The organism is Streptomyces sp. NPDC087845, from assembly GCF_044742755.1.
Taxonomy (GTDB): Bacteria; Actinomycetota; Actinomycetes; order Streptomycetales; family Streptomycetaceae; genus Streptomyces.
This window is the reverse complement of record NZ_JBIUVC010000001.1, coordinates 61,125-87,696: the sequence shown is the minus strand read 5'-3', so window position 1 is coordinate 87,696 and position 26,572 is coordinate 61,125. Positions and strand designations below refer to the sequence as shown.

Here is a 26,572-nt window from a genome sequence, read left to right as displayed (position 1 = left end):
CCGCGGAGAGAACCGGGGCCGGCCCCCGCCGCCTCAGAACTTGTTGCGCGGGGTGATCCCCAGTGACATGCCCGACAGGCCGCGCTGACGGCCCCCCAGCTTGTCCGCGATGGTGCGCAGCGCCTTGCCGGCCGGGGAGTCGGGGTCGGAGAGCACGACCGGCTTGCCCTCGTCGCCGCCTTCGCGCAGCCGTACGTCGATCGGGATGGAGCCGAGCACCGGCACCTCCGCGCCGACGGTCCTCGTCAGGCCCGCGGCGACCTTCTGGCCACCCCCGGTGCCGAACACGTCGACCATCTCGTCGCAGTGCGGGCACGGCAGGCCCGACATGTTCTCCACGACACCGACGATCTTCTGGTGGGTCTGCACGGCGATCGAGCCGGCCCGCTCGGCCACCTCGGCCGCCGCCTGCTGCGGGGTCGTGACGACCAGGATCTCGGCGTTCGGCACGAGCTGCGCCACCGAGATCGCGATGTCACCGGTGCCCGGCGGCAGGTCGAGCAGCAGGACGTCCAGGTCGCCCCAGTACACATCGGCGAGGAACTGCTGGAGCGCCCGGTGGAGCATCGGCCCGCGCCACACCACCGGGGCGTTGCCCGGGGTGAACATGCCGATGGAGATGACCTTCACGCCGTGCGCCGACGGCGGCATGATCATGTTCTCGACCTGGGTCGGCTTGCCGTCGGCGCCGAGCATCCGGGGCACGCTGTGCCCGTAGATGTCCGCGTCCACGACACCGACCTTGAGGCCGTCGGCCGCCATCGCGGCCGCCAGGTTCACCGTGACCGACGACTTGCCGACGCCGCCCTTGCCGGACGCGACCGCGTAGACCCGGGTCAGCGAGCCCGGCTTGGCGAACGGGACCTCGCGCTCCGCCGTGCCGCCGCGCAGCGAGGAAGCGAGCTCCTTGCGCTGTTCGTCGCTCATCACGTCGAGCGTCACGTCGACGCGGGTGACGCCCTCGACCTTTGCCACCGCGTCGGTCACGTTCTTGGTGATCGTCTCGCGCATCGGGCAGCCGGAGACGGTGAGAAAGACCGTGACAGCGACTGCACCGTCAGCGTCGATCTCGACCGACTTCACCATGCCGAGTTCGGTGATCGGACGGTGGATCTCCGGGTCGTTCACTGTCGCCAGTGCCTCAAGCACCGCGTCTTCCGTAGCCATACTGTCGATAGTACGGGTGCGCGCAGCGCTCCTCGCAAGGGTGGTGGTGAGCGGTGGGAGGGGGCGCCGCGCCTGTTGCTACGCGCGAGTAGCCCCGTCAGTGGTCTTCGTCGCTCTCGGCCGGGTGCGGGGGGCGCCGGTCGTCCAGGTTCCTCACGAGGTCTTCCAGTTCGGAGCGGATCCAGTCGCGGGTGGCGACCTCGCCGAGGCCCATCCGCAGGGCGGCGATCTCCCGGGTGAGGTACTCGGTGTCCGCGATGGAGCGCTCGTTCTGCTTGCGGTCCTGCTCGTAGGTGACCCGGTCGCGGTCGGCCTGCCGGTTCTGCGCGAGCAGGATCAGCGGGGCCGCGTACGAGGCCTGGAGCGACAGGATCAGCGTCAGGAAGATGAACGGGTATCCGTCGAACCGCCACGCCACGGGCGCGAAGGCGTTCCAGACCACCCAGACGATGATGACCAGCGTCATCCAGGCGATGAAGCGCCAGGTGCCCAGGAAGCGGGCGATCCGCTCGGAGAGCCGGCCGAACGACTCGGGGTCGTACTCGGGCAGCAGCCGCCGCCGCGGCGCCTTCGGCTGGTCCAGCCGGGAACGGGGCGGGTGCGCGATGCCCGAGGCGCCCGTCGACGTCGCCTTCGAGCGGTCCTCAGCGGCCACGGGCGACCTCCTCCTCGCCGTGGAAGTCGGTCTCCCGCCAGTCCTCCGGCAGCAGGTGGTCGAGCACGTCGTCGACGGTCACCGCGCCGAGCAGCGAGCCGCTCTCGTCCACGACCGGCACCGAGACCAGGTTGTACGCGGCCAGATAGCTCGTCACGGCCGACAGCGGGGTGTCCGGCGTGAGGGGCACGAGATCGCTGTCGACGATCGAGCTGACCAGCACGTACGGCGGATCGCGCAGCAGCCGCTGGAAGTGCACGGTGCCCAGGTACTTGCCGGTCGGCGTCTCGTCGGGCGAGCGGCACACGTACACCTGGGCGGCGAGCGCCGGGGACAGGTCGGCCTGCCGGACCCGCGCGAGCGCGTCGGCGACCGTGGCGTCCGGCCGCAGAATGATCGGCTCGGTGGTCATCAGGCCGCCCGCGGTCCGTTCCTCGTACGCCATGAGGCGCCGCACGTCGGCCGCTTCGTCCGGCCGCATCAGGGTCAGCAGCCGCTCCTTGTCCGCCTCGGGGAGCTCGGACAGCAGGTCGGCCGCGTCGTCCGGGTCCATGGCCTCCAGGACATCGGCGGCGCGCTCCTCCGCCAGTTTGCCGATGATCTCCACCTGGTCGTCCTCGGGAAGCTCCTCCAGGACGTCGGCGAGCCGGTCGTCGTCGAGCGCGGCGGCGACCTCGGCCCGCCGCTTCGGCGACAGATGGTGCAGCGCGTTGGCCACGTCGGTCGGGCGCAGCTGCTCGAACGTGGCGACCAGGGACTCGGTGCCCTGCCCGTCCTCCTCCAGTGAGAACCCGCTGACCGCCGACCACTCCACCGTCAGGGCCTCGCCCTTGCGCCGGAGCGCCCCGGCCTTGCCCTTGCGTACGAAGTACTTGTCGATCTCCCAGTCGCGGCGGGCCGGGAGCTGCTGGATGGCGACATCGAGGACGGTGACCTCCTCGCCGGTCTCCACGAGGCGGACGCGCCGGTCGAGGAACTCGCCGAGCACCAGGCGTTCGGTGGGCCGCTGTTCGAAGCGCCGCATGTTGACCACGCCGGTGGTGATGACCTGGCCGGACTCGATCCCCGTGACCCGGGTCATCGGGAGGAAGATCCGGCGGCGGCTGAGCACCTCGACGACCAGGCCGAGCAGCCGGGGCGGCCGGCCGCCGACCCGCAACATCGCGACCAGGTCGCGCACGCGGCCCACCTGATCGCCGTAGGGGTCGAAGACCGGGACGCCGGCGAGGTGGGAGACGAAGACCCGGGGGGCACCTGCCGCCATGGCGCGCCTCCTTCTTCCGTGTACGACTTCGCTGTCCGGTCCGTTTGGCAGTTAATTAACCGTTATGACGGGATCAGGCTAGCCCGTACCGCTCCGGGCCGCCCCGGTGGACCCGTCCGTACGGCTCCCTGCCGGAAGGTGTGCACGGCACGGGTACGCTGCCGTCTGCCACCCCCCGCCCCGCAGATGAGAGGCAGTGCGCCCGTGACCTCTTCCGCCCCGCCCGTCCGGGTCCGCCGCCGCCGGACCGCCCTCGCCGTCGTGCTCAGCGCGGGGCTGACCGCCGCTCTCACGGCGTGCGGGGGCGAGGATCCGGACCAGGGGACCAACGGCGTCGGCAAGCTCGCCGCCGCGGAGATCGAGAAGAAGGCGCAGGCCGCCGCGGAATCCGCCGACGCGGTGCGCCTGGCCGGGACACTGGTCAGCAAGGGCGGCACGTACAAGCTCAACATGCGGCTCAAGGAGAAGGGCGGCGCCGGCTCCGTCGTCTCGAAGAACAGCACCTTCGAGCTGCTGCGGATCGGTGACGAGCTCTATCTGAAGGCCGACTCCGGATTCTGGAGCCACGACGAGAAGTCCGGCGCACAGAGCGACGCGGGCGGGGCGGCCGCGGACAAGCTCCAGGACAAGTACGTGAAGGTGCCCGAGGGCGACCCCACGTACAAGCAGCTGCGCGGCTTCACGGACAAGAAGACCCTGCTCGACGGCCTGCTCAGCCTGCACGGCACCCTCAACAAGGGCGACCGGGAGAAGGTCGGAGCGACCCGGACCGTGCAGATCACGGGCGGCAAGGGCGAGGGCGGCACACTCGACGTCTCGCTGGAGGGCACGCCGTATCCCCTGCGCTTCGCGCGCGGTGGCGGCGGCGGGATCGTGACCCTGTCGGACTGGGGCAAGGACTTCCCCCTGGAGGCCCCGGCCAAGGGCGACACGGTCGACTACGGACAGCAGCTGCCCAAGACGTCCTCCTGAGAGCGGGCCGCGCGAGCCGCGGGCCCCGGACGCCGCTCGGAGACCGGAGGCGGCCCCGGGCGCTGTCCGGCGGACCGGCCCCGGTTCCGCGCGGCGGATCAGGGCGGACGGGCCCGGCCTCCGTCAGCCCTTGCGGCCCCGCTTCAGCAGTCGCGGCAGCCCGGCGGGCACCGGCCGGCGGGTGGTCGCGGACGTCGGCAGGGGGGCCGCCGCCAGCGAGCCGTCCGGCAGCTCCGTGCGGAATTCACCGGGGGTCAGCCGCAGCACCCGGCACTCGCGCGCCCACCGCTCCGTCAGCTGCTCGGCGTCCGGCGCGTTCAGCCGCTTGCCCTTGAGTTCGGCGACCGCGGCCTCCCACTCCTCGGAGCGCGGCGCGAGCTCCGACACGGCGGCCGTCCAGGCGATCAGCCGGCCGCCCTTGTCCTTGCTGCGCACGGTCACCTCGACGGTGGAACCGTCGGCGAGACCGGCCGGGAACGGCTGCTCGCCAGGGCCGTCGCCGACCAGATGCGCCGCACCCTCGTGCCATACGTGCCACAGCGCCCGCGCGGGCCCGGTGCCCCGCACCCAGACGAGGCCCGACTTCTTGGTGGCCTCCTCGACGAGAGCCCGGCCCAGCGGCACGTCAGCGTCAGCAGCAGTCATGTCCGCACTCTATTAGAGCCAGCCGTTGCGCTTGAGTGTGCGGTGGATGGAGAAGCAGACCACCCCGATGACGCCCAGCACAATCGGGTAGCCGTACTTCCAGCCCAGCTCGGGCATGTGCTTGAAGTTCATGCCGTAGACGCCGCAGATCATCGTCGGTACGGCGACGATGGCCGCCCAGGACGTGATCTTGCGCATGTCCTCGTTCTGCGCGACGGTCGCCTGCGCCAGGTTGGCCTGGAGGATCGAGTTCAGCAGTTCGTCGAAGCCGATGACCTCTTCGTGCACCCGCGCCAGATGGTCGGCGACGTCACGGAAGTACTTCTGGATGTCGGGGTCGATCAGCCGCATCGGCCGCTCGCTCAGCAGCTGCATCGGCCGCAGCAGCGGGGACACGGCCCGCTTGAATTCCAGGACCTCACGCTTGAGCTGGTAGATCCGGCCCGCGTCCGAGCCGCGCGGGCTGCCCTTCGCGGGTGTGGAGAAGACCTCGATCTCCACCTCGTCGATGTCTTCCTGAACGGCGCCCGCCACCGCGATGTAGCCGTCGACCACATGGTCGGCGATGGAGTGCAGGACCGCGGAGGGCCCTTTGGCCAGCAGCTCGGGGTCGTCCTGCAGCCGGTGCCGCAGCGCGCGCAGCGAGCCGTGCCCGCCGTGCCGCACGGTGATGACGAAGTCCCGGCCGGTGAAGCACATCACCTCGCCGGTCTCGACGACCTCGCTGGTCGCGGTGAGCTCGGCGTGCTCGACGTAGTGGATGGTCTTGAAGACGGTGAACAGGGTGTCGTCGTACCGCTCCAGCTTGGGTCGCTGGTGGGCGTGGACGGCGTCCTCGACGGCGAGCGGGTGGAGGCCGAACTCCCGGGCGATACCGGCGAATTCCTCCTCGGTCGGCTCGTGCAGGCCGATCCAGGCGAAGCCGCCCTCCTCCCGCACCTGGAGCATCGCCTCGTGCGGCGTGCGGCAGGAGCCGCTCTCCACGCGCCGTCCGTCGCGGTAGACCGCGCAGTCGACGACCGCGCTGGAGGCGGACGGGTCACGGGTGGTGTCGTAGGTGTTGTGCAGGGCGTTGCTCTTGCGCAGGGACGGGCGCACGGCGGCGCGCAGGTCACGGATCATCGACATGGCTGGCTCCTTCACGGAGGGCCGTCGTCGGGCGCGTGGAACAGCCCGGAATGGGGACGTGCGCTCACGTCCGCAAAGCGGGCGGCACCGCGGCGGCGCGATGACGGCGTTCGCTACAGACAGGCAAATTCGCTACAGACAGGCAAAGGGGGGTGCTCTTCCGTCGTGCGCAATGCCTTGGGCCTTGACCGAGAAGGCTTCAGATCACCGAAGAGAGGTGAGATGCGGAAGAGCGGTTGGTACTGCACGGTCGACTTCGATCCATGGCAGCCCCACCTCCTCCGGTCGGTCCCCCGTGGGGGATGACGTGTCGTCGGGGCTGAGAGCGACGCTTCTGCGTGCTGCCCCGACCAGCGGCCAAGACTATCAGCCGACTGAGGGCCAATCCTTTACTTTGCCCGTTCCATACGCGTCCTATGCTCGCGGGATGGGAGAAATTCTTGCTCTGGTCGAGGCCCGGCTGCTTACGGCCCTCGGTGAACCGGATGCCCGCGCAGCGGTGACGTTCCTCGGTACGGACCGCATCGAGGTGCTCCGCTTCGTCGACGGCGACGTGGTGCGCTACGCCACACTCGGCATGTCCGCACAGCCGATGGCCGACCCGGCCGCGGTTCTCGCGGACCCGGTGAAGGGCCCGCGCGCCGAGCTGATCCTCTCCGTGCGCGCCGGCCTCGCCGACACCGACAAGGTGCTGCGCCCGCTGGCCGTGCTGGCGGCCTCGCCGCAGGTCGAGGGCCTGGTCGTGGCTCCCGGCGCCTCGCTGGACGTGGGCGAACCGCTGTGGCCCGGGGCGCCGTTCAGCTCCGTACTGGTCGCCGAGCCGGGCGGGCTGGTGGAGGACCTGGAGCTGGACGGGCCCGCGCCGCACAGCGGCTCCGCGGGGGGCGGCGGCCGGGAGACGGCCGGGCCCAGGGATCCGGTGCGGTTCCTGCCGTTGCTGCCGATGACGCACAACGAGGCCGCGTGGAAGCGGGTCCGCGGCGCGCAGGAGCTCCAGGAGCGGTGGCTGTCGCACGGGACGGACCTGCGTGATCCGCTGCGCGGCTCCGTACCCCTGGACTGAGACGTACGTCATGCGGACTGGGACGTACGCCGTGCGGACTGGGACGTACGTCATGCCGGGCATGCGGGAAGCCCCGCCGCGTGGCCAGGAGGGAGAGCCGCGGGCGGGGCGGAACGGGGTTGGCGCGGCGGTCAGTTGGCGAAGACCGTGACGCCGTCCTCGGTGGCGTGCTTCGGCTCCAGCTCCTCCGCCTCGTGGGTCAGCGCCGCACGCCGGATCCAGACGACGACCGCACCGAACACGGCCGCGATCGCCGCGACCACGAACGGGATGTGGATGTCGCTCCACTCCTCGATCTTCGGGGCGAGGTACGGGGCGGCGGCCGCGGCGAACCAGCGGACGAAGTTGTAGCCCGCGCTCGCCACCGGGCGCGGCGCGTCCGACACCCCGAGCGCCAGCTCCGTGTAGACGGTGTTGTTCATGCCGATGAAGGCGCCGGAGACGATCGTGCAGACGATGGCGGTGGTGTGGCTGCCGTATCCCAGGATCACGAGGTCGGCGGCGAGCAGCACCAGTGAGGCGCCGAGCACCTTCAGCGACCCGAAGCGCTTCTGCAGCCGCGGGGCGACGAGCACCGAGAAGACCGCGAGCAGCAGCCCCCAGGCGAAGAAGACCGCGCCCGACTTGTACGGCGTCATGTTCAGCACGAACGGCGTGAACGCCAGGATCGTGAAGAACGCGTAGTTGTAGAAGAACGCCGAGGTGGCGACGGAGGCCAGGCCGCCGTGGCCGAGGGCCTTGACCGGGTCGAGCAGCGAGGTCTTCCTGGCCGGCTTCGGCTGTTCCTTCAGGAACGCCGTGATGCAGATGAAGCCGATCGCCATCAGCGCGGCCGTGCCGAAGAACGGGTAGCGCCAGCTGGCGTCGCCGAGCAGGGCGCCGAGCAGCGGTCCGCAGGCCATGCCGAGGCCGAGCGCCGACTCGTACAGCAGGATCGCCGCGGCGCTCCCGCCGGCCGCCGCACCGACGATCACGGCGAGCGCGGTCGATACGAAGAGCGCGTTGCCCAGACCCCAGCCCGCGCGGAAGCCGACGAGTTCGGCGACGGAGGACGAGGTGCCGGAGAGAGCGGCGAAGACGACCACGAGCGCGAGGCCGGCCAGCAGCGTCTTGCGGCCGCCGATCCGGCTGGACACGAAGCCGGTGACGAGCATCGCCACGGCGGTGATCAGGAAGTACGAGGTGAAGAGCAGCGACACCTGGCTCGGCGTCGCCGCCAGGCCCTTGGCGATGGACGGCAGAATCGGGTCCACCAGGCCGATTCCCATGAACGCGACCACAGAGGCGCCCGCTGTGGCCCAGACGGCCTTCGGCTGGCGCAAAATGCCGGCCGCTCCCTGATCGAACGGATCCTCTCCTCGCATGGGCTTCTCGCTCTCCACTAGATCGTTGTGTTATGCACAGAATAAGTTAGAGGAACTAATGAATGCAAGTTACATCTAAATTTGCAGGTGGAGGGCCACGCTGCGGACGGGTGATCATCCTTGACGCGGCGACGGTCGAGGAGGACCGTTGGTCGCTATGAGGGGCGAACCCAGTTGCCCGAAGTGTGGAGGCCGGGTCAGGGCGCCCGGTCTCTTTGCCGACACCTGGCAGTGCTCCGTGCACGGCAGTGTGCAACCGCTACAACCGGCCATTCCGCCCAGCGTCGAGGCGCTGAGTGCGGTGGTGCGCCGGGCCGAGGTGCCGGTGTGGATGCCCTGGCCGCTGCCGGTGGGCTGGCTGTTCACCGGCGTGGCGAGCGCGGGTGACGACCGCAGCGGCGGCCGCGCCACCGTCGTCGCCTGTTCCGGCCCCGGTCCGGTCGGCGGCATCGGCGAGCTGCTGCTCGTCACCGAGGAGCTCGGGGTCGGACTCGGGGCGCGCTACGCGGGCATCGACGGCCCCGACCCCGGCCCGCATCTGGACGTCGACGGCCCGCCGGACGTCAAGATGCTCGCCGCCGGACGCCCCACCCCGCTGTGGCACGTCAAGGGCGCTCCCGAGGACCGGGCGGTCTTCGCGGGCGAGGCACGCGGACTCTGGCTCTGGGCGATCGTCTGGCCCGAGCAGTCCGGACTCCTGATGTACGACGAGCTGGTGCTCGCCGATCTGCGCGAGGCCGGGGGAGAGATGGACCTCGTGCCGTGCGGGGCGCTCACCCCGCGCCTGATCAACTAGGGACCGTCCGGCGGAGCAGGGCCGGACGGTCCCCGGGCCCGGCGCCGTAGCGTCTCCCGGACCGGCCGGGTATCGCCCGAATGCCGGTTATCCTGGGACGTCACCCTGTCCCGCCCCGAGCACTGGAGTACGCGTCGTGCGCATCGACCTGCACACCCACTCCACCGCGTCGGACGGCACGGACACCCCCGCCGAGCTGGTGCGCAACGCGGCCGCCGCGGGCCTCGACGTCGTCGCCCTCACGGATCACGACACCGTGCGCGGCCACGCCGAGGCGATCGCCGCTCTTCCGGAGGGCCTCACCCTCGTCACCGGCGCCGAGCTCTCCTGCCGGATCGACGGTGTGGGCCTGCACATGCTGGCGTACCTCTTCGACCCCGACGAGCCCGAGCTGGCCCGCGAACGCGAGCTGGTCCGGGACGACCGGGTGCCGCGCGCCCGGACCATGGTGGGCAAGCTCCAGGCGCTCGGCGTCCCCATCGAGTGGGAGCGGGTCGCCAGGATCGCCGGGGACGGATCGATCGGCCGGCCGCACATCGCCACCGCCCTGGTCGAGCTCGGCGTCGTCGGGACCGTCTCCGACGCCTTCACGCCCGACTGGCTCGCCAACGGCGGCCGCGCGTACGCCGAGAAGCACGAACTCGACCCCTTCGACGCGATCCGGCTGGTCAAGGCCGCCGGAGGCATCACCGTCTTCGCCCACCCGCTCGCCGTCAAGCGCGGTGAGGTGGTGCCCGAGTCGTCGATCGCACGGCTCGCCGCCGCCGGCCTCGACGGCATCGAGGTCGATCACATGGACCACGACGGGCCGACCAGGGCCAGGCTGCGCGGGCTCGCCCGGGAGCTGGGGCTGCTGACGACCGGGTCCAGCGACTACCACGGCAGCCACAAGACCGTCGGGCTCGGCGCGTACACCACCGACCCCGAGATCTACGGCGAGATCACCCGGCGTGCCACGGGAGCCTTCCCGGTGCCGGGCGCCGGCGGACCCCGCCCCGCGTAACGGCGCACGCGTCACGACGCACCGCCACGACCGGGGCGTGAGGCCCTGCCCCGCGCGGCCCGGCGGCCGCGCGCCAACCGCCACTCGCCCCTCCTTCGCGTTACCCCTTCCGCGCACCCGGCCGCCGGGCCGCCGTCCTGGCTCCGGGGTGCGCTCCTTCAGGCCGTACCCCTCTCTTCTCGCAAGGCTCACTGTGTTCGACGTCGCTGTCTTCGGATCCCTTTTTCTCACGCTTTTTGTGATTATGGATCCACCCGGGATCACCCCGATCTTCCTGGCCCTCACCGCGGGCCGCCCCGCCAAGATGCAGCGCAGGATGGCGCTGCAGGCCGTGGCCGTCGCCTTCGGTGTGATCGCCGTCTTCGGCGTGCTCGGCCAGCAGATCCTCGACTATCTGCACGTCTCCGTACCCGCCCTGATGATCGCGGGCGGGCTCCTCCTGCTGCTGATCGCGCTCGATCTGCTCACCGGCAAGACCGACGAGCCGACGCAGACGAAGGACGTCAACGTGGCGCTCGTGCCGCTCGGCATGCCGCTCCTCGCCGGGCCCGGCGCGATCGTGTCGGTGATCCTGGCCGTGCAGCACGCCGACAGCGTGGGAAGCCAGATCTCGGTCTGGTCGGCGATCATCGCCATGCACATCGTGCTCTGGCTGACCATGCGCTACTCGCTGCTGATCATCCGGGTCATCAAGGACGGCGGGGTGGTGCTGGTGACCAGGCTCGCCGGAATGATGCTCTCCGCCATCGCCGTGCAGCAGATCATCAACGGGGTCACCCAGGTCGTCCAGAACTCCTGACGGCGCCCGCGGACACCACAGCGCCCCCGTACGGACCTTCCGTGCGGGGGCGCTTCGTCTTTGTGCGTCGTTGTGCGTTACGAAGCCGAGGTTTCGGCCGGGCGGATATAGATGCGCTGGCCTATGGCTGCGGCCTGCTGCACGATCCGGTTGACGGAGGCGGCGTCCACGACGGTGCTGTCCACGGCGGTACCGTCGACATCGTCGAGTCGCATGATCTCGAAGCGCATGAGGCTTCCCTTCGTCCGATCCTCCTGCTGGAGAACTACTGGGAGGACGGTGAACCGTCCACAAGGATGAGAGCGCCCGACACCGCTGTCCCGCGCTCCACAGGGGGTACAACGGCTTGCACACTGCAAACATTCCCTACGCTAAGGAAATTTTTTGGATGTCTAAGTATCAGCAGTCCACCGAGCATGCGCCGACGAGGCCCACGACGAGGCCCGAATGAACGAGGCAGGGATCCATGAGCGCCTGGACCGCACCAATGAACTGCTCCAGCGCGTGCTCGCCGAGGTGTCGAAGACCCCCTCGACCCACGCGATCTTCGTGGACGCGGGCTATGTGTACGCGGCGGCCGGACTGCTCGTCACCGGCACCGAGGACCGCCGCTCCTTCGACCTCGACGCGGAAGGGCTGATCGAGGCGTTCATCGACAAGGCCCGTTCGATCTTCGCCGACAGCCGGCTGCTGCGCGTGTACTGGTACGACGGAGCCAGGCGACGCATCCACACCGTCGAGCAGCAGTCCATCGCCGAACTCCCCGACGTCAAGGTCAGACTCGGCAACCTCAACGCCAACAACCAGCAGAAAGGCGTCGACTCCCTCATCCGCACCGACCTCGAATCGCTCGCCCGGCACCGCGCCATCAGCGACGCGGCACTGGTCGGCGGCGACGAGGACCTGGTGTCCGCGGTCGAGGCGGCGCAGGGGTACGGGGCCCGGGTGCACCTGTGGGGCATCGAGGCGGGGGAGGGGCGCAACCAGGCCGAACCGCTGCTCTGGGAGGTCGACAGCCAGCGCACCTTCGACCTGGAATTCTGCCGTCCGTACGTCACCAGACGCCCCGTCACCACCTACGAGGAGGACGTCCCCGCGCCCTCGCGCGAAGACGTCCGCTTCGTCGGCGCGCAGATCGCCGCGGCCTGGCTGGCCGCCCGGGGCCGGGAATCCCTCGCCGACCTGCTGCCCGGACATCCGTACCTGCCGGGCTCGGTCGACCAGGACCTGCTGGTGGAGGCCGAACGCCTGTTGCAGCACTCGCTGCGCGGTCACGCGCACCTGCGGCGGGCCCTGCGCGACGGCTTCTGGCAGCACTTGCAGTCGCAGTACTGAGCCCGCTCGACCGGGCCCGCTCGCGCCCCTCGGTCACAGGCTGTTCCAGAAGGACACGAGTGCGGCCGCCGTCTCCTCGGGGCGGTCCGTGTTGGGGGAGTGCTCGGCGCCCGAGATCCGGGTGCGGCGCGCGCCCAGTCGCTGTGCCATCTCGTCGAGCAGCGGCACCGGCCAGGTGTCGTCCCGCTCGCCGGAGAGCACATGGACGGGCAGTCGTGCGGCGGCGAGTTCGGCCACCCGGTCCGGCTCGGTCGCCAGCTGGCGACCGGTGGCGATCAGCTGGGCGGGCCGGTGGCGCAGCCAGCGCCGGCGCAAAGCCTCGCCGTCGGTCGACGTGTCCTCGGGCGGGTCGAAGGCGCGCATCGCCTCCCACACCTCGGCCATGGTCAGCGTGGTGAGCGCGTCGCTGAGCATCTTCACCTTGAGCTGCTGGGCCTCCGCGACCTGCGCGGGCCCGGACGACATGAGGGTCAGCGAACGGAACGGCGAGGCGTCGAGCAGTACGGCGGCGCGGGCGATCTGCCCGCCGAGCGAGTGCCCGACCAGTTGTACGGTGCCCTCGCCGGGGGCGCCGAGGGCGGCGGCCTGCGCGAGTACGTCACGGGCCAACTCGGCCTGTGCGTAAGTCTCCTGATGGTCCGTTCCCTCAGTCTCGTACTGCCCGCGACCGTCCACGGCGACGGTCCGGTACCCGGCGGCGCAGAGTGGTTCGAGGAGCGCGATGAAGTCCTCCTTGCTGCCCGTGTACCCGGGCAGCAGGAGGGCGGTGCCGCGCGGCGCGGTGCTCGGCGAGGCGTCCAGTACGGCGAAGTCCCCGCGCGCGGTGCGGAGCTGGCGGGCGTGGGCGCAGGGGGGCGGGGTGAAGGTGTGCGGCCGACTCATGGGACGAGGTTATGCCGCGTCGCGCCGGACGGGCAGAAGGGTGTGTCCTCGTCACGCCCGACGGGCGCGGGGGTATGTCCTCGAACGCCGGACGGGCTTGAGGTTGCCCTCAAGCCCGTCCGGCACGTTCAAGCCCTTCCGGGGCGGCGCCCCGGATCGAACAGCGGCCGCTCAGCCCTCGGCCTTGGCGGCAGCCGCACGGGGCGCGCGCCGCCTCCGCGGCTTCGTCTCGCCCTCGGCGGCCGGGGCCGCGGCCTCCGTCTTCGGCTTGGCGGCCGCACGGGTGCGGCGGCGCGGCTTGGTCTCCGGGGTGGGCTCGGAGATCGGCGCGATCTGGAAGTCGACCTCGTCCTCGACCGGCTTGACGACGCGGGCGCGGCGGCGCGGCTTCGTCACCGTCTTGGCCTCGGTCACCGGCTCGGAGATCGGCGCGATCTGGAAGTCGACCTCCTCCACCACCGGCTTCACGACCGCGGCCCGGGTGCGGCGGCGGCGCGGCTTGGCCTCGGCCGCAGGCTCGGTCTCGGGCTCGGCCCCGGTCTTCGTCGCCACGGCGGCGGCCGGAGCCTCCACCGTGCTCACCGCGGCCTCGGCCGCGACATCCGGGGCGCCGACGCGGGTACGGCGACGGCGACGCGGCGTCCGCGGCTCCGACGGGGCGTCGGTCACCTCGGTGGACGGCGCGGGTACCGTCGCGGCGGTCTCCTCGACGGCGGAGACGGCCGAGCCGCCCCGCGTGCGACGGCGCTGGCGCGGCGTACGCGGCGCACGCTCCTCGCGGACGGCGGGCGCCGAGGACGCGGCGGAGGACTTGCGGCCGCGGCCGCCCGTCTCGCCGAGGTCCTCGATCTCCTCGGCCCGCAGACCCGCGCGGGTCCGCTCGGTGCGCGGCAGGACACCCTTGGTGCCGGCCGGGATGTCGAGCTCCTCGAAGAGGTGCGGCGAGGTGGAGTACGTCTCGACCGGGTCGGGGAACTTCAGGTCGAGCGCCTTGTTGATCAGCTGCCAGCGCGGGATGTCGTCCCAGTCGACCAGCGTGATCGCGATGCCCTTGGCACCGGCGCGGCCGGTCCGGCCGATGCGGTGGAGGTACGTCTTCTCGTCCTCCGGCGACTGGTAGTTGATGACGTGGGTCACACCCTCGACATCGATACCGCGAGCCGCGACGTCGGTGCAGACGAGCACGTCCACCTTGCCGTTGCGGAAGGCGCGCAGCGCCTGCTCACGCGCGCCCTGGCCGAGGTCGCCGTGGACGGCGCCGGACGCGAAACCGCGCTTCTCCAGCTGCTCGGCGATGTCCGCGGCCGTGCGCTTCGTACGGCAGAAGATCATCGCGAGTCCGCGGCCGTTGGCCTGCAGGATGCGGGAGACCATCTCGGGCTTGTCCATCGAGTGGGCCCGGAAGACATGCTGCGAGATGTTCGCGACGGTTGCGCCCTCACCGTCGGGCGAGGTGGCGCGGATGTGCGTCGGCTGCGACATGTAGCGCCGCGCGAGGCCGATGACGGCGCCCGGCATGGTCGCCGAGAACAGCATCGTCTGGCGCTTCGGCGGCAGCATGGTGATGATCTTCTCGACATCGGGCAGGAAGCCCAGGTCGAGCATCTCGTCGGCCTCGTCGAGCACGAGCGCGCGCACGTGCGAGAGGTCGAGCTTGCGCTGTCCGGCCAGGTCGAGCAGGCGGCCCGGGGTGCCGACGATCACATCGACGCCCTTCTTCAGGGCCTCGACCTGCGGCTCGTACGCGCGGCCGCCGTAGATCGCGAGAACGCGGACGTTGCGCACCTTGCCGGCGGTCAGCAGGTCGTTGGTGACCTGCTGGCAGAGCTCACGGGTGGGGACGACGACCAGCGCCTGCGGCGCCTCGGTCAGCTTCTCGGGCTCGGCCCGGCCCGCCTCGACGTCCGCGGGGACGGTGACGCGCTCCAGCAGCGGCAGACCGAAACCAAGGGTCTTGCCGGTGCCGGTCTTGGCCTGTCCGATGACATCGGAACCGGAGAGCGCGACGGGGAGCGTCATCTCCTGGATGGGGAACGGGGACACAATGCCGACGGCCTCAAGGGCCTCGGCCGTCTCGGGAAGAATCCCGAGTTCTCGGAACGTAGTCAGGGTGCTGCCTCTTCTGTGAGACGCGGTCCGAGGCGAACGCTGGGGGTCGTACCGTGCCGGGGTTGGTCATCCGGCCGTGGATGGGCCGGGTGGCGCGGGACCACTGCCGTCGCTCGAGCGCTCGTGCCGCTGAGGGGGCCCCTCATCTGCGGTCGTACGTGTCGTACGCCCCGCGTGGAGGGCTGTCGGGTCGGAGCCGATCGGGCCACCGACCGGGCATCCTCATTCGATTTCACTAGCTTCACGCCGCAGGAACATCCAAAATACTCACTAGGCGCAATACCACTGTACCCCGGATTCGCGCATGTGTGTTGGGCGAATTCGTCGGAACGGTGTGATGTCACTGGCTGACCAGGCCCTTCCGTACCCCGCCGGGCGGGCTATTCTGCGCTTCATGGAGACGCCTGACAACGCCAATGAAGCCCCCGTGCTCACCGGAATCGCCGCACAGGACTGGGCCACCGCATCCGTGGAGCCGCAGTACCGGGCAGCGGTCGTGGACCTGCTGGGAGCTCTCGCGTACGGGGAGCTGGCGGCCTTCGAGCGGCTCGCCGAGGACGCCAAACTCGCGCCGACGCTGGCCGACAAGGCGGAGCTGGCGAAGATGGCCTCCGCCGAATTCCATCACTTCGAGCGGCTGACCGACCGGCTGAGCGCGATCGAGGTGGAGCCGACGGGCGCGATGGAGCCGTTCGCCAAGGCGCTCGACGACTTCCACCGCCAGACCGCGCCGTCGGACTGGCTGGAGGGCCTGGTCAAGGCGTACGTCGGCGACTCGATCGCCAGCGACTTCTACCGCGAGGTCGCCGCCCGGCTCGACTCGGACACCCGCTCTCTCGTCCTCGCCGTGCTCGACGACACCGGGCACGGCAACTTCGCCGTGGAGAAGGTGCGGGCCGCGATCGAGGCCGACCCGCGGGTCGGCGGCCGGCTCGCGCTGTGGGCGCGACGGCTGATGGGCGAGGCGCTCTCGCAGGCGCAGCGCGTGGTGGCCGACCGCGACGCGCTGTCGACGATGCTCGTCGGCGGTGTGGCGGACGGGTTCGACTTGGCGGAGGTCGGGCGCATGTTCTCGCGGATCACCGAGGCGCACACCAAGCGGATGGCCGCGCTGGGGCTGGCGGCCTAGCCCGTTCACCCGGGCCGCCGGGTCGTCCGTCCGCACGGGCGGGCCCCGGACGCCCTCAGGCCGCCGCTGAGCGGCTCAGTGGGCGGCTGCGGGGGCGGATCAGCAGCGAGAGCGTCACGGCCCCGATCAGTGCGGCGCCGATCAGCGTGGCCACGACGTGGCCCGGGCCCAGCACCGAGTGCATGAGAAACGCGCCGAACAGGGCTCCCAGAGCGCCGGTGGTCAAGACGGCACGGCGGGACGGGAGCCGGTGCGCCAGCGAGCGGAGCGCCACCCAGGCCAGGGCGAGTCCGAGCACGACGGAGCCAAGAGGTTCCAAGATCACAGATGATCACCTCGCGAGTTGCGGGGCGGGTAAATCGGTCGTTAGCGGTCCTACCCGAGGGGTGCGGAACGCAACCCTCCTCGGAGCGGGTTCGCACAGGAATCGCCCGGCCGACGCAGACGGGCCCGGCGAGGACGGCCGACGGGGAGCGACCGGCGAAGACGGCCGGCGCGAGCGGCCGACGAGAACAGCGGCCGGCGCAGTGGCCGGGCCGCCGGTCGGTGGCCCGGCGGCCCGGGGGCCGGAACGGAAAGCGGCCCGGTGGGGGATCCCACCGGGCCGCCGACACGACCACTGCGTCGAGCGTGTCGCCTACAGCGCGCCGAAGCCCACGCGCCGCGTGCTGGGCTCGCCGATCTCCACGTATGCGATCCGGTCGGCCGGCACCAGGACCTTGCGGCCCTTCTCGTCCGTGAGGCTGAGCAGCTGCGCCTTACCGGTGAGAGCCTCGGCGACCGTGCTCTCGACCTCTTCGGCGGAAAGCCCGCTCTCCAGAACGATCTCCCGGGGCGTGTGCTGCACCCCGATCTTGACCTCCACGGCTATGTCCCTCCGACGGTCAGTCCCTGCGCGGTGAGCCGCGCCGTACGCAGCACACATTAGCCCGCTGAGGGGAGCCGTCAGCGGCCGGTGGGCAACGCCCGCAGCGAACACCGGCGGCGGCCGCGCCCGGCCGCCGCCGTCAGTGCTGATCGATACCGTGCAGCGGGAAGCCCGCGATGCCCCGCCAGGCCAGGGAGGTGAGCAGCTGCACCGCCGTGTCGCGCGGGATGGCGGACCGGCTGGAGAGCCAGTAGCGGGCGACGACCTGGGAGACACCGCCGAGACCGACCGCGAGCAGCATGGACTCGTCCTTGGACAGCCCCGTGTCACCGGCGATGACGTCGGAGATCGCCTCCGCGCACTGCAACGAGACCCGGTCGACGCGCTCGCGCACCGCGGGTTCGTTGGTCAGGTCCGACTCGAAGACCAGCCGGAAGGCCCCGCCCTCGTCCTCGACGTACGCGAAGTACGCGTCCATCGTCGCGGCGACGCGCAGCTTGTTGTCGGTCGTCGACGCCAGGGCCGTACGGACCGCCTGGAGCAGCGACTCGCAGTGCTGGTCGAGCAGGGCCAGATAGAGCTCCAGCTTGCCCGGGAAGTGCTGGTAGAGCACCGGCTTGCTGACCCCGGCCCGTTCCGCGATGTCGTCCATCGCGGCGGAGTGGTACCCCTGTGCCACGAATACTTCCTGCGCGGCGCCCAGCAGCTGGTTGCGTCGGGCGCGGCGAGGCAGTCGAGTGCCTCGCGGGCGCGCCGCCTCGGTCTGCTCGATGGCTGTCACGCCGCCTCCCAAATTTGTGATCGGACACAGCCTTTCCGTGCACGCTGCGCCGTACCGCCATCGTACTTTTGGGTAACCCGGGTGCGCGCGGCGCGGACGCAGAATTTCACGGACCGGACGGCTGCGGTAGCCGCAGATTCGCCGACCGATGGGGCAAAGCGGGGCGTACTAGCGATAATCGTCCTCGTCCTGTGCGACAACACGGGCCTGCTCCGCCGCATCCGCCACATTGGCACGGTCGCCGTCGATGTCCGTGAGCGGTTCGTCGCGCCGCTGCTGGAGATCGGTCCGCTGCTCGGCGGCGTCCGCCCGGGGCGTCTCCTCGTCCGGTTCGTCCGGCTGGATGTCCTCGAAGGTCTCCGGGTCGCTGGGGTCGACCGTCATGGTGACTCCCTTCCTTGCTCCGAGCCTAGGAGCTAGCCCTTCGAGGCGCCATGCGGTCTGTGACCGCGAACACATGAATCGCGGTGTGATCGTCTCGTAACATTGCCGCATGTCTTCGACCGAGCTGCCGGGAGTCCGCGCCGCCGCCGCGGTGGCCCCCACGGTGAGCGCCGTCAGGGTCGCGGAGGGGGAGGAGCTGTGCTCCGTCGCGCTGCCCGGTCTGACGCTGACCGTCCGATCCCGGCCGCCGGAGCGCACCGGGCTGCCGCCCGCGCTCTATGTACACGGGCTCGGCGGCTCCTCGCAGAACTGGTCGGCGCTGATGCCGCTGCTCCAGGACGTGGTGGACGGCGAGGCGGTCGACCTGCCCGGTTTCGGTGACTCGCCGCCGCCGGACGACGGCAACTACTCGGTCACCGGGCACGCCCGTGCCGTGATCCGCTTCCTCGATGCGGCGGAGCGCGGGCCCGTCCACCTGTTCGGCAATTCGCTCGGCGGCGCGGTGGCCACCCGGGTCGCCGCGGTCCGCCCCGACCTGGTGCGCACCCTCACCCTCGTCTCGCCGGCGCTTCCCGAGCTACGGGTGCAGTGGTCGGCCGCGCCGACCGGACTGCTCGCTCTCCCCGGCGTCACGACGCTGTTCGCCCGGATGACCAGGGACTGGACCGCGGAGGAGCGCACCCGCGGCGTCATGGCACTCTGTTACGGCGATCCGGCGCGCGTCTCCGAATCCGGCTTCCGCGAGGCGGTGGCCGAAATGGAGCGCCGACTGGAACTGCCGTACTTCTGGGACGCGATGGCCCGCTCGGCACGTGGCATCGTCGACGCGTACACGCTCGGCGGGCAGCACGGACTGTGGCGTCAGGCCGAGCGGGTGCTCGCACCGACCCAGCTCGTGTACGGCGGACGGGACCAGCTCGTCTCGTATCGGATGGCACGCAGGGCGTCCGCGGCGTTCCGCGACTCGCGGCTGCTGACACTGCCCGACGCGGGGCACGTGGCGATGATGGAGTACCCGGAGGCGGTCGCCCAGGCGTTCCGGGAATTGCTCGACGAACGCGGCGGGAGCTGATCCGGGGCGTGGGACGACACAGTCGAAAAGGCCCCGAACCCGCGGGCCCCGAGGTCGAGGCCGCCCTCACGAACGAGGGCGACGACCGCGAGGGCGTCCGTCCGGGCCCCGGCAGCGGGCGCCGCCGGAGGGCGGCCGACGCGGCATCCGGCGCGGACGGACACACCCCGTCCCGGCAGACCGGCCACGTCCGTGGCGGCCACCCCGAGCAGCGTGAGCCCGGCGGCGGCTGGGGGACCGGGCCGCAGCAGGCGGTGCCCCGGCGTCAGCAGCCGGCCGGTACCAGGCCGCTGATACCGGGTCCGCGGCGTGAGTTCGTCGAGGCGTTCGACGCGCCGCCCGCACCTCCTGGGCCTTCCGTCCCGCCGACCCGGCCGGCCGGCCCGACCGGCCCGACCGGCCCGGCCGACGAGCGGGACGAGCGGCCGCCGCGCGGTGGTGACGCCGACGCGTCGGCGTCCGGCGCAGACGGCGGGGGTGCCAGGACCGGCCGGGAGGGCAAGAGCGTCCGGGGCCGCACCTTCACGGGTATCGCGGCCGCCGCGGTGACCACCGTGCTCGCGGTGGTCGTGGCCGGACAGGTCGCCCACGACAGCGGCGGGACCAGCGCCGCGCAGCCCACGGGCGTCGACCGGGACGGCCCCGACGGCGCCTCCCGCTCGGACGGCCGGCCGACCCCGAAGGTGGCGCGGGTCAAGCCCCTTTCGTACGCGGAGAAGATGGCCAAGGCCTATCCGCTCGCCCCGAAGCTCCACGGGTCCGGAGAGTTCGAGGTGGTTCCGGGGTCGGCGAAGGCTCCGGGCAGGGGGCACAAGTACCGCTACCGGATCGATGTCGAGAAGGGCCTCGGTCTCGATGCCGCGCTGTTCGCCCGAGCCGTCCAGGAAACGCTCAACGACGACCGCAGCTGGGCGCACGACGGCGCCATGACGTTCGAGCGGATCTCCTCCGGCGACCCCGATTTCGTGATCACCCTGGCCAGCCCGGGGACCACCGGGGACTGGTGCCAGAAGTCGGGTCTGGACACGACCGAGGACAACGTCTCCTGCGACTCCGCGGCCACCGAGCGCGTGATGATCAACGCCTACCGCTGGGCGCAGGGGTCCTCGACGTTCGGCCCGGACGAACTCTTCGCCTACCGCCAGATGCTGATCAACCATGAGGTCGGCCACCGGCTGGGTCACAACCATGTGAGCTGTGGCACGCCGGGAGCGCTCGCCCCGGTGATGCAGCAGCAGACCAAGTCCCTGAACATCGGCGGGATCAAGTGCCGGCCCAACGCCTGGGTGCACCCCGGAAGTTGAAATGAAAAGGGGAGGGCCCGGGGGTGTGCCGGGCCGCCTCCCCGGCCGGGCCGGGCTCCGCGGCCGTCCGCCGGACCCGGACGGTCACACCCGCAAGCGGTCCACATGATGAGATGGCTGTCTCATTCTGCGTTGACATCCTCTGGGCAGTGATCCATATTTCTCGACATGTCACGCAGCCCCGTCACCCCCGAACGCGCAGCCATAGAGCTGGCGCTCATCGGTGTGACCGGGCACAGCGTCGCCGACATCCACTGTTGCTGACGCCTGCCCGAGCGCGCGTCGCCCCGCTGTCCGAGCCCTGAACCGGCCCGGACGGCCACCCCCGACCGCCGTGCCCGGGTGCACTCCGTCCGCAGGTGCGGCGGTGTCGGCGTCGGTGCGTTCCGGTCATTCTTTTCCTGTGGCGACCGGCCCGGCTGTGTGCATCCCCTCCCGTTGCTGCCTGCACGGAAATTCTCTCCGTCCCTTTCTCCAGGCAGCACTCCGAGAGGTCACCTTCCGATGCGTCAACCGTCCGTCATATCGCGCCGCGTGGCAGCGGCCGCCGCAGTACTCGTCGTGGCTGCGGGGGCCGCGGCCTGCGGCCCCGAGAACAGCAAGGACAGCGACGCCGGCACCGGCGCGGCGGGCAAGCCCCGGAAGGGCGGCACGCTCACCGTCCTCAACAGCAAGCCGCAGGAGGACTTCGACCCCGCGCGGCTCTACACCTCCGGCGGCGGGAACGTCCCGTCCCTCGTCTTCCGCACGCTCACCACCCGCAACCGGGAGAACGGCGCGGCCGGTGCGAAGGTCGTCCCCGACCTGGCGACCGACCTGGGCACGCCGAGCAAGAACGCCACCGTGTGGACGTACACCCTCAAGGACGGCCTGAAGTACGAGGACGGCACCGCGATCACGAGCGCCGACATCAAGTACGGCATCGAGCGCTCCTTCGCCGCGGAACTCTCCGGTGGCGCGCCCTACCTGCGCGACTGGCTGATCGGCGGGGCCGACTACCAGGGCCCGTACAAGGACAAGAAGGGACTCGACTCGATCGAGACCCCCGACGCGAAGACGATCGTCTTCCACCTCGACAAGCCGGAGGGCGAATTCCCCTTCCTGGCCACGCAGACCCAGACGACCCCGGTGCCGAAGGCCAAGGACACGGGCACCAAGTACGAGGAGCACCCGATCGCCTCGGGGCCGTACAAGGTCGTCAAGAACGAGGGGGACGGCGAGCGCCTCGTCCTGGAGCGCAATCCGCACTGGTCGGCCGCCACCGACGAGGAGCGCAAGGCATACCCCGACCGGATCGACGTCCGCTCCGGGCTCGACTCCGCCGTCATCAACCAGCGCCTGGCCGCCTCGCAGGGCGCCGACGCGGCCGCCGTCACCACCGACACCAACCTGGGCCCCGCCGAACTCGCCAAGGTCACCGGCGACAAGAAGCTCGCCGCCCGCGTCGGCACCGGCCACTTCGGCTACACCAACTACATCGCCTTCAACCCGAAGGTGAAGCCGTTCGACGACCCGAAGGTGCGCCAGGCGATCTCGTACGCCGTCGACCGCTCCTCCGTGGTCAACGCGGCCGGCGGTTCCTCGCTCGCCGAGCCCGCCACCACCTTCCTCCCCGACCAGAAGGCCTTCGGATACACCCCGTACGACCACTTCCCGGCCGGGAAGTCCGGCAATGCGGCCAAGGCCAAGGAGCTGCTGAAGGAAGCCGGCCACCCCAAGGGGCTGACCGTCACCCTCACGCACTCCAACGACAAGGACTTCGCGACGAGCCCGGAGATCGCCACCGCGCTCCAGGAGGCGCTGAAGAAGGCCGGCATCACCGTCAAGCTCCAGGGACTGGAGAGCAACGACTACTCCGACACGGTCTACAACGTGAAGAGCGAGCCCGGCTTCTTCCTCGGCGGCTGGGGTGCCGACTGGCCGTCCGGCGGGCCCTTCTTCGCACCGGTCTTCGACGGGCGCCAGATCGTCAGGTCCGGCTACAACTTCAACTCCGGACAGCTGAACGACCCGGCGGTCAACAAGGAGATCGACGAGATCAACCAGCTGACCGACCTGGACGCCGCCGCGAAGCGCTGGGGCGCGCTCGACGAGAAGGTCGGTGAGCAGGCGCTGACCGTGCCGCTGTTCCACCCGGTCTACAAGCGTCTGTACGGCGAGTCCGTCAAGAACGTCGTGATCAGCGACTGGACCGGTGTGCTCGACATCTCCCAGGTCGCGGTCAAGTAACCATGACCGAAGCACTACTGGCCAAGGAGGCGGGGGCCGTCGAGGCGCCCGCCTCGGGGGCCCATCCCTTCTGGCGGCGGCTGCGCGCCCGGCGCGCGGCCCTCGTGGCGGCCGCCGTCGTCGCCCTGCTGGTCCTGACCGCGCTCGCCGCACCGCTGCTGGCGGGCATCGAGGGCCAGGACCCCACCACCTACCATCCGGATCTCGTCGACTCCGCCACCGGCGGGGTGCCGCTCGGCTCCTTCGGCGGGATCGGCGCCGAGCACTGGCTCGGCGTCGAACCGCTCACCGGACGCGACCTGTTCGCCCGCGTCGTCTTCGGGGCGCGGGTCTCGCTCGGCGTCGCCCTCGCCGCCACCCTGCTCCAGGTGATCATCGGGGTCGGCATCGGCCTCGCGGCCGGGCTCGGCAACCGCTTCGTCGACCAGGCGCTCAGCCGGGTCACCGACGTCGTGGTCGCGCTGCCCGTCATGGTCATCGCGCTCGGTGCGCTCGCCGTCGTTCCCACGACCTTCCCGCGCCCCGTGCTGATCGCCGTGATCATCGGCCTGGTCGGCTGGTCCGGCATCTCGAAGATCGTGCGCGCCCAGACGCTCTCGCTGAAATCGCGCGACCACGTCGCCGCCGCCCGGCTCAGCGGCTGGGGCCCCTGGCAGATCGCCAGGCGCGAACTGCTGCCCGCCCTGGCCGCGCCCGTCATCACCTACGCGGTGCTGCTCTTCCCGGCGAACATCGTCGTCGAAGCGGCGCTGTCCTTCCTCGGCGTCGGCATCAAGCCGCCCACGCCGTCCTGGGGGCAGATGCTCAGCGACGCCGACACCTGGTACCAGGCGGCACCCGCCTATCTGCTGATCCCCGCCCTGCTGCTCTTCGTCACCGTGCTGGCGCTGACCGTCCTCGGCGAAGGCGTACGCACCGCACTCGACCCGCGCGCCGAATCCCGGCTGCGGATCGGCACCGGCCGGAAGAAGGAGGCGGACGCATGAGGTGGTTCCTGCTCAGGCGCCTCGGCGGGGCGCTCTTCGTGCTGCTCGCGCTCAGCATGGTCGTCTACGCGGCCTTCTACGTCGTCCCCGGCGACGTCGCGCAGATCGCCTGCGGTCCGCGCTGCTCGCCCGCGCAGGTGGCGCAGGTCAGCGAACAACTGCACCTGGGCGACCCGTTGTACACGCAGTACGCGCACTTCCTCCAGGGGCTCTTCGCCGGCCGCGACTACTCGACCGGAACCGGGGTGCTGCACTGCCAGGCCCCCTGCCTCGGACTCTCGTACCAGAGCGACCAGCAGGTCACCGAGCTGATCCTGGCCAAGCTCCCGGCCACCGCCTCGCTCGCCCTCGGCGCCTTCGTGCTGTGGATGCTGCTCGGTGTCGGGACCGGGCTGCTCTCGGTGTGGCGGCGCGGACGGCTGACCGAGCGCGTGCTCACCGGGATCACCCTGGCCGGCATGGCCACCCCGGTCTTCGTCATCGGGCTGCTGCTGATCATCATCCTGGTCACGGCGCTCCGGATCCTGCCGTTCCCGGACTACGTGCCCCTCACCGAGGATCCGGAGCAGTGGGCCTGGAACCTGCTGCTGCCCTGGATCTCGCTGGCGCTGGTGTCCGCGGCCCCGTACGCCCGGATGACCCGGGCCTCGATGCTGGAGACCCTGGCCGAGGACCATGTGCGCACCTTCAGGGCGTACGGGGTCGGTGAACGGGCGCTCGTCGGGCGGCACGCACTGCGCGGTGCGCTGGCGCCGGTGATCGCGCTCGGCGCGCTGGACATCGGCTCGATGTTCGGCGGCGCCGTACTCACCGAATCGCTCTTCGGGATTCCGGGGGTCGGCCGCGAACTCGTCGACGCCGTGAAGCACGTGGACCTTCCGGTCGTCGTCGGTCTGGTGCTCGTCACCGGATTCTTCGTCGTCCTTGCCAATGCCGTCGCGGACGTTCTGCAGGCGATGGCCGACCGACGGGTGGTACTGGCATGAGCCTGGTCGAAGTCCGCGATCTCTCGATCTCGTTCGGCGACGTGCGCGCGGTGGAGAAGCTGTCGTTCTCGCTGGCGGCCGGCGGCGCGCTGGGAGTGGTCGGTGAGTCCGGCTCCGGCAAGAGCGCGTCGGCGTACGCGCTGCTCGGACTGCACCGGGGGACCGGGGCCCGGGTCGGCGGTTCGGTCCGGGTCGCCGGGGTGGACGTGAACGCGGCGGACGACGCGGAACTGCGGGCCCTGCGGGGTGCGAAGGCCGCGATGGTGTTCCAGGACCCGCTGTCCTCGCTGGACCCGTACTACGCGGTGGGCGACCAGATCGCCCAGGTGTACCGGGTCCACAACCGGGTTTCCCGGCGGGCGGCGCGGGCGCGGGCCGTGGACGTGCTGGACCGGGTCGGGATTCCCGACGCGGCCCGGCGTTCCCGGTCCCGGCCGCACGAGTTCTCCGGCGGGATGCGGCAGCGGGCGCTGATCGCGATGGCCCTGGCCTGCGAGCCCCAGCTGCTGATCGCCGACGAGCCGACGACCGCCCTGGACGTCACCGTCCAGGCCCAGATCCTGGACCTGCTGCACGACCTGCGGCGCGAGACGGGGATGGGGCTGCTGCTGGTCACCCATGACGTGGGGGTGGCGGCCGAATCGGTCGACGAGGTGCTGGTGATGCAGTCGGGGCGGGCGGTGGAGCGGGGGCCGGTGGGCGAGGTGCTCGTGGCGCCGCGCGAGCCGTACACCCGGGCGCTGCTGGCGGCGGTACCGCGCATCCCGGCCGGTCCGGCGGTCGAGGACCGGGGTCCGGGGCGCAGCCCCGGTGCCGGGGGCGAGGCATCCGCCGACGACCGGCCGCTCGTCGAGGCCGCCGACGTCCGCCAGGTGTTCGGCAGAGGCAGGTCCGCACTCGCCGCCGTGGACGGGGTCTCCCTCTCGGTCCGCCGCGGTGAGACCCTCGGCATCGTCGGCGAGAGCGGCAGCGGCAAGACCACCCTCGGGCGGATGCTCGTCGGACTGCTGGAGCCCACCTCCGGGCAGCTCACCCGCCGGGCCCGGGTGCAGATGGTCTTCCAGGACCCCGTCTCCTCCCTCAACCCGCGCCGCTCGATCGGCGAATCGGTCGCCGACCCGCTGCGGGCGTCCGGGGAGCGCGACGAGGCCGTGATCCGGGCGCGGGTGCGGGATCTGCTGAAGCGGGTCGGGCTCGACCCGGAGCAGTACGACCGCTACCCGCACGAGTTCAGTGGCGGACAGCGCCAGCGCGTGGGGATCGCACGGGCGCTGGCCGCCGAGCCGGAACTGATCGTCTGCGACGAGGCCGTCTCCGCGCTCGACGTCACGACCCAGGCCCAGGTGACCGCCCTGCTGGCGCGGTTGCAGCGGGAGCTGGGGCTGGCACTGGTCTTCATCGCGCACGATCTCGCCGTCGTACGGCAGGTCAGCGACCGGGTCGCCGTCATGCGACGGGGCCGGATCGTCGAGGAGGGCGACGTGGAGCGCGTGTACGGAGACCCCCGGGATCCGTACACGAAGCAGCTCCTGGCGGCCGTACCCGCGCTCGATCCGGCGCTCGCGGCGGTGCGCCGCGCAGCCCGTAAGGAGTTGGCCGCGGCCTGACCCTGCGTGATCGATCACTCCCATAGCGCGACAGAACGCTGTCG

Annotated in this window: 27 protein-coding genes; 14 read left to right on the top strand and 13 right to left on the bottom strand. The window is 71.1% G+C overall.

The annotated features are described in order from the left end of the window. Positions 1–33 precede the first annotated feature (33 nt). The 3 genes from ACIOMQ_RS00380 to ACIOMQ_RS00370 form a co-directional block, all read right to left on the bottom strand. Positions 34–1,167: an Mrp/NBP35 family ATP-binding protein gene (locus ACIOMQ_RS00380; RefSeq protein WP_402187352.1), complete on the bottom strand. Its 1,134-nt coding sequence runs from the start codon at positions 1,165–1,167 to the stop codon at positions 34–36. 97 nt (positions 1,168–1,264) lie between these two features. After that, positions 1,265–1,822 carry a DUF1003 domain-containing protein gene (locus tag ACIOMQ_RS00375; RefSeq protein WP_362200489.1) on the bottom strand — a complete coding sequence of 186 codons (558 nt, stop codon included), beginning with the start codon at positions 1,820–1,822 and terminating at the stop codon, positions 1,265–1,267. After that, on the bottom strand, positions 1,812–3,086 hold the full coding sequence (locus ACIOMQ_RS00370) for a magnesium transporter MgtE N-terminal domain-containing protein (RefSeq protein WP_362200492.1): 1,275 nt from the start codon (positions 3,084–3,086) through the stop codon (positions 1,812–1,814). Before ACIOMQ_RS00370 ends, ACIOMQ_RS00375 begins: the two co-directional genes overlap by 11 nt. A gap of 204 nt (positions 3,087–3,290) precedes the next feature. Between ACIOMQ_RS00370 and ACIOMQ_RS00365 the strand changes: the two genes are divergently transcribed. Next, positions 3,291–4,058 (top strand): hypothetical protein, encoded by a 768-nt coding sequence (locus tag ACIOMQ_RS00365; RefSeq protein ID WP_401261230.1) that lies wholly within the window; start codon positions 3,291–3,293, stop codon positions 4,056–4,058. 123 nt (positions 4,059–4,181) lie between these two features. Here ACIOMQ_RS00365 and ACIOMQ_RS00360 read toward each other — a convergent pair whose 3' ends face one another. Both ACIOMQ_RS00360 and ACIOMQ_RS00355 read right to left on the bottom strand, forming a co-directional pair. Then, the gene (locus tag ACIOMQ_RS00360; RefSeq protein WP_401938204.1) at positions 4,182–4,703 is read right to left on the bottom strand and encodes a hypothetical protein; all 522 of its coding nucleotides are present in this window, start codon (positions 4,701–4,703) and stop codon (positions 4,182–4,184) included. Positions 4,704–4,715: 12 nt separating this feature from the next. Beyond that, positions 4,716–5,831 carry a magnesium and cobalt transport protein CorA gene (locus ACIOMQ_RS00355; protein WP_362200501.1) on the bottom strand — a complete coding sequence of 372 codons (1,116 nt, stop codon included), beginning with the start codon at positions 5,829–5,831 and terminating at the stop codon, positions 4,716–4,718. A gap of 427 nt (positions 5,832–6,258) precedes the next feature. On the opposite strand from ACIOMQ_RS00355, the gene ACIOMQ_RS00350 reads away from it, so the two are divergent. After that, entirely contained in the window at positions 6,259–6,894 is a 636-nt protein-coding gene (locus ACIOMQ_RS00350) for a suppressor of fused domain protein (RefSeq protein ID WP_362200504.1), read from the top strand. 131 nt (positions 6,895–7,025) lie between these two features. On the opposite strand, the gene ACIOMQ_RS00345 is transcribed toward ACIOMQ_RS00350, so the two are convergent. After that, entirely contained in the window at positions 7,026–8,258 is a 1,233-nt protein-coding gene (locus tag ACIOMQ_RS00345; protein ID WP_402187349.1) for an MFS transporter, read from the bottom strand. A gap of 157 nt (positions 8,259–8,415) precedes the next feature. On the opposite strand from ACIOMQ_RS00345, the gene ACIOMQ_RS00340 reads away from it, so the two are divergent. From ACIOMQ_RS00340 to ACIOMQ_RS00330, 3 genes are all read left to right on the top strand, one after another. Continuing rightward, entirely contained in the window at positions 8,416–9,054 is a 639-nt protein-coding gene (locus ACIOMQ_RS00340; RefSeq protein WP_362200510.1) for a DUF6758 family protein, read from the top strand. Between the two features lie 136 nt (positions 9,055–9,190). Further along, complete coding sequence (locus tag ACIOMQ_RS00335) at positions 9,191–10,057, top strand: PHP domain-containing protein (protein ID WP_402187347.1); 867 nt, start codon at positions 9,191–9,193, stop codon at positions 10,055–10,057. Between the two features lie 193 nt (positions 10,058–10,250). Then, on the top strand, positions 10,251–10,856 hold the full coding sequence (locus ACIOMQ_RS00330; protein WP_389794313.1) for a MarC family protein: 606 nt from the start codon (positions 10,251–10,253) through the stop codon (positions 10,854–10,856). 77 nt (positions 10,857–10,933) lie between these two features. Here the strand turns inward: ACIOMQ_RS00330 and ACIOMQ_RS00325 are convergent, their stop codons facing one another. Then, positions 10,934–11,086, bottom strand: a complete 153-nt coding sequence (locus tag ACIOMQ_RS00325; protein ID WP_177328023.1) for a hypothetical protein — start codon at positions 11,084–11,086, stop codon at positions 10,934–10,936. Between the two features lie 217 nt (positions 11,087–11,303). Between ACIOMQ_RS00325 and ACIOMQ_RS00320 the strand changes: the two genes are divergently transcribed. Then, positions 11,304–12,191, top strand: a complete 888-nt coding sequence (locus tag ACIOMQ_RS00320; protein WP_389794315.1) for an NYN domain-containing protein — start codon at positions 11,304–11,306, stop codon at positions 12,189–12,191. 33 nt (positions 12,192–12,224) lie between these two features. On the opposite strand, the gene ACIOMQ_RS00315 is transcribed toward ACIOMQ_RS00320, so the two are convergent. Further along, a complete protein-coding gene (locus ACIOMQ_RS00315) occupies positions 12,225–13,073 on the bottom strand; it encodes an alpha/beta fold hydrolase (protein WP_402187345.1) in 849 nt (282 codons plus the stop codon). A gap of 171 nt (positions 13,074–13,244) precedes the next feature. Further along, a complete protein-coding gene (locus ACIOMQ_RS00310) occupies positions 13,245–15,092 on the bottom strand; it encodes a DEAD/DEAH box helicase (RefSeq protein ID WP_362200526.1) in 1,848 nt (615 codons plus the stop codon). A gap of 484 nt (positions 15,093–15,576) precedes the next feature. On the opposite strand from ACIOMQ_RS00310, the gene ACIOMQ_RS00305 reads away from it, so the two are divergent. Further along, positions 15,577–16,311 (top strand): ferritin-like fold-containing protein, encoded by a 735-nt coding sequence (locus tag ACIOMQ_RS00305; protein WP_362200529.1) that lies wholly within the window; start codon positions 15,577–15,579, stop codon positions 16,309–16,311. A 55-nt stretch (positions 16,312–16,366) separates the two neighbouring features. Here ACIOMQ_RS00305 and ACIOMQ_RS00300 read toward each other — a convergent pair whose 3' ends face one another. The 4 genes from ACIOMQ_RS00300 to ACIOMQ_RS00285 form a co-directional block, all read right to left on the bottom strand. Next, on the bottom strand, positions 16,367–16,636 hold the full coding sequence (locus ACIOMQ_RS00300) for a hypothetical protein (protein ID WP_362200532.1): 270 nt from the start codon (positions 16,634–16,636) through the stop codon (positions 16,367–16,369). A 312-nt stretch (positions 16,637–16,948) separates the two neighbouring features. After that, positions 16,949–17,176: a DUF3107 domain-containing protein gene (locus ACIOMQ_RS00295; RefSeq protein ID WP_218105578.1), complete on the bottom strand. Its 228-nt coding sequence runs from the start codon at positions 17,174–17,176 to the stop codon at positions 16,949–16,951. Between the two features lie 142 nt (positions 17,177–17,318). Next, entirely contained in the window at positions 17,319–17,960 is a 642-nt protein-coding gene (locus tag ACIOMQ_RS00290; RefSeq protein ID WP_018105511.1) for a TetR/AcrR family transcriptional regulator, read from the bottom strand. Between the two features lie 168 nt (positions 17,961–18,128). Beyond that, positions 18,129–18,344: a hypothetical protein gene (locus ACIOMQ_RS00285; protein WP_362200537.1), complete on the bottom strand. Its 216-nt coding sequence runs from the start codon at positions 18,342–18,344 to the stop codon at positions 18,129–18,131. A 109-nt stretch (positions 18,345–18,453) separates the two neighbouring features. On the opposite strand from ACIOMQ_RS00285, the gene ACIOMQ_RS00280 reads away from it, so the two are divergent. The 7 genes from ACIOMQ_RS00280 (at position 18,454) to ACIOMQ_RS00250 (ending at position 26,528) form a co-directional block, all read left to right on the top strand. Beyond that, positions 18,454–19,416 (top strand): alpha/beta fold hydrolase, encoded by a 963-nt coding sequence (locus ACIOMQ_RS00280; protein WP_402187342.1) that lies wholly within the window; start codon positions 18,454–18,456, stop codon positions 19,414–19,416. A gap of 8 nt (positions 19,417–19,424) precedes the next feature. Next, positions 19,425–20,720 carry a DUF3152 domain-containing protein gene (locus ACIOMQ_RS00275; RefSeq protein ID WP_402187338.1) on the top strand — a complete coding sequence of 432 codons (1,296 nt, stop codon included), beginning with the start codon at positions 19,425–19,427 and terminating at the stop codon, positions 20,718–20,720. A 168-nt stretch (positions 20,721–20,888) separates the two neighbouring features. Beyond that, a complete protein-coding gene (locus ACIOMQ_RS00270; protein ID WP_322110005.1) occupies positions 20,889–20,984 on the top strand; it encodes an Ms4533A family Cys-rich leader peptide in 96 nt (31 codons plus the stop codon). 240 nt (positions 20,985–21,224) lie between these two features. Next, complete coding sequence (locus ACIOMQ_RS00265) at positions 21,225–22,949, top strand: ABC transporter substrate-binding protein (protein ID WP_402187336.1); 1,725 nt, start codon at positions 21,225–21,227, stop codon at positions 22,947–22,949. A gap of 2 nt (positions 22,950–22,951) precedes the next feature. Further along, positions 22,952–23,935, top strand: a complete 984-nt coding sequence (locus ACIOMQ_RS00260; protein WP_401753870.1) for an ABC transporter permease — start codon at positions 22,952–22,954, stop codon at positions 23,933–23,935. Further along, positions 23,932–24,921: an ABC transporter permease gene (locus ACIOMQ_RS00255; protein WP_402187333.1), complete on the top strand. Its 990-nt coding sequence runs from the start codon at positions 23,932–23,934 to the stop codon at positions 24,919–24,921. The genes ACIOMQ_RS00260 and ACIOMQ_RS00255 overlap by 4 nt, the downstream gene beginning before the upstream one ends. Beyond that, positions 24,918–26,528 (top strand): ABC transporter ATP-binding protein, encoded by a 1,611-nt coding sequence (locus ACIOMQ_RS00250; RefSeq protein WP_362200555.1) that lies wholly within the window; start codon positions 24,918–24,920, stop codon positions 26,526–26,528. The genes ACIOMQ_RS00255 and ACIOMQ_RS00250 overlap by 4 nt, the downstream gene beginning before the upstream one ends. The last annotated feature ends 44 nt before the right edge of the window (positions 26,529–26,572 follow it).